This is a genomic window from Stieleria sp. (assembly GCF_041595215.1).
In the GTDB taxonomy this organism is placed as follows: Bacteria; Planctomycetota; Planctomycetia; order Pirellulales; family Pirellulaceae; genus Stieleria; species Stieleria magnilauensis.
This window is the reverse complement of sequence record NZ_JBFHKV010000524.1, coordinates 1-5,724: the sequence shown is the minus strand read 5'-3', so window position 1 is coordinate 5,724 and position 5,724 is coordinate 1. Positions and strand designations below refer to the sequence as shown.

At 58.0% G+C, this 5,724-nt stretch carries 4 protein-coding genes; 2 read left to right on the top strand and 2 right to left on the bottom strand.

Annotation, left to right across the window (positions count from 1 at the left end):
- The coding region (locus ABX749_RS19280; RefSeq protein ID WP_372897400.1) for a protease pro-enzyme activation domain-containing protein at positions 1-803 on the bottom strand (803 nt) is incomplete at its 3' end.
- 166 nt (positions 804-969) lie between these two features.
- Here ABX749_RS19280 and ABX749_RS19275 point away from each other — a divergent pair.
- A complete protein-coding gene (locus tag ABX749_RS19275) occupies positions 970-2,475 on the top strand; it encodes an FAD-binding oxidoreductase (protein ID WP_372897399.1) in 1,506 nt (501 codons plus the stop codon).
- 1 nt (position 2,476) lies between these two features.
- Here ABX749_RS19275 and ABX749_RS19270 read toward each other — a convergent pair whose 3' ends face one another.
- The gene (locus ABX749_RS19270; RefSeq protein WP_372897398.1) at positions 2,477-3,493 is read right to left on the bottom strand and encodes a methyltransferase; all 1,017 of its coding nucleotides are present in this window, start codon (positions 3,491-3,493) and stop codon (positions 2,477-2,479) included.
- Between the two features lie 123 nt (positions 3,494-3,616).
- Here ABX749_RS19270 and ABX749_RS19265 point away from each other — a divergent pair, with 123 nt between their 5' ends.
- Entirely contained in the window at positions 3,617-5,536 is a 1,920-nt protein-coding gene (locus ABX749_RS19265) for a RiPP maturation radical SAM C-methyltransferase (RefSeq protein WP_372897397.1), read from the top strand.
- Positions 5,537-5,724: the final 188 nt, after the last annotated feature.

Sequence of the window (5,724 nt, the reverse complement as noted above, 5' to 3'; positions counted from 1 at the left end):
GGTCCGAATGGGTCGGCCCCCGTCCTCTCTTCCGATCGGTATTTCAGAGGCGCTTCGGCGCAGACCACCGGGGCATCACCGCCTTCCTCAGGGCCCGTCCACGTCGCGTCGGAATCCACGCTCACACTTTGGCTCGCGACCGGTGAAATGCCGGACGGATCGACCCAGGCCAACGCCTCGGACCGAACGATGTCCGGCGGCGCGTCTTCGGGTTCGGGCCACGCCGCCGGCAGTGCGTCCGGCGGCAGGTCTGGCTCATCGAGTTCGACCTCCTTGATGTTCTCTTCGATGCGAATTCGCCCGAGGGTTCCAATGCTGTCCAGCCCACCGACGGCCTCGATGATTCCGTCCAGCGCTCGTGGGACGAACACATCGCCGTGGTGCCCAAAGAATTTTCCGCGGCGACAATCAAACCGCTTCAACGCAACCTGAAAGGCTTCGCTACACTGCGCGACCGTGCCCTGGGCATGAACCACGCAGCGTCCGGCAAAGGGTTCGATCAAATCAAAGCCGACGCCTTGGCAGAAGTCCACGACGGCATCGATGTCCTCGTCGCTGGAACCAAATTGTTCTTCGAACTGCTCCAGTGAAAGCACTTCGTCCGCGAGCGTCTCGGCCCGGTCCTCGCTCAGCGCGGGTGCATCTGTTCGAGGACGAACATAAATGGTGATCACCAGGGAGCGATTCGGATCGGCGTCACCCAATTCGCGGACGTCCTGTGGCATCGGAACGGCACTGCCTTCCAGCGGCACCCAATCCGATTCGGCGTCAGTTGAATTCGGGGACTCGTCGGAGCTGGTCACAATGGGGTTCCTCGTCCTGGAGGTGAGACGCTGATCAAGGCTGCGTGAAAACCAATTCCGGAGTACCGCTCGCCGTGCTGAACGATTTGACGCACTATAGTAGAGCAAGACTCTGAATTCCAACGTTTAACAGAGCACGCCAACGCTTCCAGAAAGGTTTTCCAGAGTGAACGAATCGATCGATGCTGCTGTCGCTGCTTGGCGTGAGGCACTGGGACAGGCGAACGTCGTGACGTCGGCCGAATCGCTGGACCGGGCATCGACCGCGACGTTTCCGACCAATGCATCGGTTGTTGCGATTCTGCGCCCCGGCACTCATGACGAGGTGCGAGAATCGTTGCGGATCGCAAACCGATTCGAGCTGCCGGTCTACCCGACCAGTCGCGGTTGCAATTGGGGGCTCGGTTCCTCCGTCCCCACACGCGACGCCGTGCTGTTGGACCTGTCTCGGATGAACCGAATCGTGGACTTCGACCCGCGGTTGGGTTTCTTGGTGGTAGAACCCGGCGTGACGTTCCAACAGGCGAGTGAATTTCTGCGTGATCAGCAATCGACGTTCTTCCTGCCGGTCCCCGGAGGCCCGCCCCAGGGAAGTCTGATCGGCAACATCGCCGAGCGGGGTGAAGCCGCCGGACCCTACGGCCAGCGAGCCGACTTCGTTGCCAACATGCAGGCGGTGCTTGCCAACGGGGACTGCGTTCACACCGGTTTTGGACGCTTCTCCAACGCGAGTGCAAAGCAGCTTCATCGCCACGGTGTCGGCCCAAACCTGGAAGGGTTGCTTACGCAGTCCAACCTGGCCGTGATCACTCAACTGACGGTTTGGTTGACGCCCTCTCCTCAGGTTCTCAAACCGTTCATGGCACGCATCGGTCGACGGGATGAACTGAACCAAGCCATCGACACGTCTCGTGAATTGTTACTTCATCGAGTCGTCGAGACCAACGGAATCGGTTTGTGGAACAGCCATAAGATGGCGTCGACGATGGGCGGTTACCCGTGGCAGGCCATGGACGGTAAAACCCCCGTGGACATCAAAAGGTTCCCGAGCGAACCGTGGCTGATCGGCGGGGCGATTTATGCTGCCAGCCCCGAAATCGCCGATGCGACCGCCGCGTTTGTGCAGCAGAGGCTCAATGCGGTGACCACCGATTGGCAATGGGGCGATTCGAATGATTCGCAGAACGTCTATTTGGGTGTGCCCACCGAACACAACATTCGCTCGGCGTACTGGCGAAAGAAAGGCGGATTGCCGACGCACATCAACCCGGATCGCGACCGATGCGGCTTGATCTGGATGTGCTTTGCCATCCCACTGGTGGGCCAAGAACTGGTCGACGTCATCAACGCCGTGGAGCCCGTCGCCTTGCAACATGGCTTTGAACCCAATCTGGGAATGAACTGCGTCAACGGACGTTGCGCCCATTTGTACCTTTCGATCATCTACGATCGCGAGATTGCCGGCGAAGATAAACGTGCGGTCGCGTGCCATGACCAGGTCATGACGCTGCTACGTGACCTCGGGCATCTGCCGTATCGCCTGACGCTGTTGTCCATGGATTCCCTGCCAAAATCTCAGGATGATCATGATCGCTGCGTGCAGTCGATCAAGCGGGCGTTGGATCCCAAATCGATCCTCGCCCCGGGACGCTACGACGTTGTCCCAGACTGAATCAGGTCGACGTCGGTTCGGCTTTGGCGGAAATCAGTAACGACCCCAAAATCTCGGGATCTTCGCCGTCGCGAAATGGCACGTGACGAGGCGGTTGGAACCCGGCTTGCACCAACAGTCGAGTCGTTTGAGGCACCGAGTAGGCATCGCCTTCGTTCCACATGTGGAATGCCACCAGCGAGCCCAACGCCGGTTGCGTGCGGCCACCGTCGGTGAACAGGTCACGCACCACCAAACGTCCGCCCGCTCCCAGCGCGGCGTGACAGGCGGAGAAGATGGATTGAACGGACAACTCGTCGAACAGATGGATCGTGTGGGAGAGCAAGATCACGTCATACGGTCCGCCATAGCATCCATCGGTGACCGAACCCGGACGCAACTTGATTCGATCGGCCAGTTGAGCATCGCTGACGTTTTGATGGGCGAAACGCAACGCATCATCCAGATCCAAAATCGTCGCGTTCAAGTGCGGGTATCGTTTGCACGCCGCGATCGCATAGCACCCCGGGCCGCCGCCCAAATCCAGCAGCGTCTGATCTCGATCAAGCTGCATGGCTTCGGCGATCCGGTCGGCCGACAGATGTGCCATCCGATCCATGGCCGCCATGTAGTGTCGCCATTGGTCCGCAGTGGTCGCCGGTCGCACAGGCCCACCAAACCGCAAATGATTCATTAACAACGAAATCGGTTTGCTTTCGAATTGGTCGGTGAAAAAATCGACGAATTCTCCGAAGGACTGGGCATTTCTTCCGAGTAAGCTTTGGCGTGCGAGCTCGGTCAATTCGTAATCGTCGCCCAGACGCCGGACCAAATCCATCGTTTCCAACGTGACGAGCAGCTTGCGCAGTCCGGTTGCCTGGACGCCGAGCGTGTTCGACAAGCCCGTCACATCACAGGTTCTGTCAGCCAAGGCGGCAAACAATCCCAATCGGTGAGCGATCGCCAGACTGCGTGCACGCATCTGACCGGCAAGCAGGTCTTCGATGTAGCGACTCGGCGAAAGGGACTCGTCAGACATAATCCATTCTGGGCACGAAAAGCGATCGGATGTTTGGCGAACGGTAAAGTAGAATCATAGGTCGCCGATCGACGTTTCCGTCACCATTTACAAAACTTCCGCCCTGCTTTCGAGATTCAGAGCATGTTGAATCCTCGCGTCGCTCTGGTGTCGATGCCGTGGCACAGCACCAACATGCCGTCGATTCAATTGGGAATCAACCAGGCGTTGTTGTCGGAACACGACATCGAGACGACGAGTCACTCGTTCTACCTGGAATGGTCCCGGTTCCTCGCCCAACGCGTCTATCATCGCGAAGAAATGCTGGCCGGAATCGAGTCGGTCAGCGACACGTTTCACGGTGTCGGCTTGGGAGAGTGGATCTTCGGCGTGCCGCCACTGTTTCCCAGCGACCCACAGTTCGACGCGGAGTATTACCGTTTTCTTGTCCAGAAACGCATCCCGGCGAGAGTCATCGACAGTGCCTTTGTGGTACGGAATTGGGTGCCGGAGTTCCTTAATCAATGCGTCTCAGAGATCCTGGCCCAGTCGCCGGGCGTGGTAGGCTTCACCACGATGTTCAGCCAAAACATCGCGTCCCTCGTTTTGGCCAAACAACTCAAGATGCACGACAACGATTTAAAAGTTGTCTTCGGTGGGGCCAATTGCCAGGGCGAGATGGGAGCGGCACTGTTTCGACGCTTTCCGTTCATCGATGCCGTCGTCCGGGGCGAATCGGAAGGCGTTTTTCCCGAACTGATCCAAAACTGGCAATCCGGCAACAGCCCGTCGGAATTGCCGGGAATCTGTCTGCGGGATTCGGATGTCCAGCGAATCAACCCGGCCGCTTCGAACGCGTCCTTCACCATGGCCGACGTGCCTGGGCCGGACTATGACGAGTATTTTCAGCGACTGGTCCGTCACCCGCTTCAACCGATCATCGACCCGCAGATTCAGTTACCGGTTGAATCGTCACGAGGATGCTGGTGGGGCGAAAAATCTCACTGCACGTTTTGTGGGCTCAACGGCGCCACGATGTCCTTTCGGTCCAAGCCGGCGGAACAATTCCATGACCAACTGATGGATCTTTCGCAGCGTTATCGTCGACTCAAATTCTTCTCCGTCGACAATATTTTGGACATGAACTACCACCGAGAGTTGTTGCCACGGTTGGCGGAGTCACCGATCGACTTTCAATTGTTCTTCGAAGTCAAAGCGAACCTGCGCAAGTCACAACTGCGGTTGATGCGTGACGCAGGAATTCGAACCATTCAGCCGGGGATCGAAAGTTTCAGCACACCTATTTTAAAACTGATCCGCAAGGGAACGACGGCCCTGCAAAACATCCGGCTACTGAAGTACTGTGCCGAGTTGGGTGTTGATGTGGTTTGGAATGTGATTTACGGATTCCCGAATGAACCGATCGCGGAATACGAATCGATGGCCGCCGCCGCACCCACGCTTGTGCATCTACAGCCACCGCGAATGGTGCGGTTGGTGATCGACCGCTACAGCCCTTACCATGCGGATCCGAGTTCACACGGATTACAAATCACCGGGCCGGCGGAATTCTATGCGTACATCTATCGCGAAAAGGCATCCGATCTGGCCGATCTGGCGTACCATTTTGAAGCGGTGCATGCCGATGGTCGCGATCCGGAACACTACACGCAGTCGTTGAAAGCGGCGATTGAAAACTGGGGCAACCGATACGCGACGAATCCCGGTAGATTAACCCTGCAACTCGGCCCCGGATTCGTTCGAATCAACGATCACCGATTCGAGCGACCCTCGGAAGTCATCTTGGAGGGAATCGAGGCGGCTGTGTATCAGGCCATCCAGCACGGGGGCAATGCCGAGTCCGTGCGTCGACAGCTTGTTGAATCCCAAGAGTTACACGTTTCCGCAACGCAGGTGCGCGACGTGCTGGAAGGATTCAAGGCCCAGTCACTCGTCTTTGCGGACGACGATCGATTCCTCGCCTTGGCCGTCAACGTTTATGACAAGGGCGCCGACGAATCCGATGCCGGTTCGGGCCAGCAACCGTTGGTGTTTAACCTTTAGGCGATTCCCGGGTCGCTGCTTTGCAGCGACAGCGGCGGCTAAAGCCTGCACACCAGCGCACGTTGGTGTCTAGCCTTTAGGCGATTCCCGGTCGCTGCTTTGCAGCGTCAGTAAGCGGCTGAAGCCTGCACACCAGCGCACGTTGGTGTCTAGCCTTTAGGCGATTCTCGGGTCGCTGCTACGCAGCG

Excerpts from the sequence above, each read along its gene's own strand:
- ABX749_RS19270 (WP_372897398.1), bottom strand. The coding sequence starts at position 3,493 with ATGTCTGACGAGTCCCTTTCGCCGAGTCGCTACATCGAAGACCTGCTT.
- ABX749_RS19265 (WP_372897397.1), top strand. The coding sequence starts at position 3,617 with ATGTTGAATCCTCGCGTCGCTCTGGTGTCGATGCCGTGGCACAGCACC.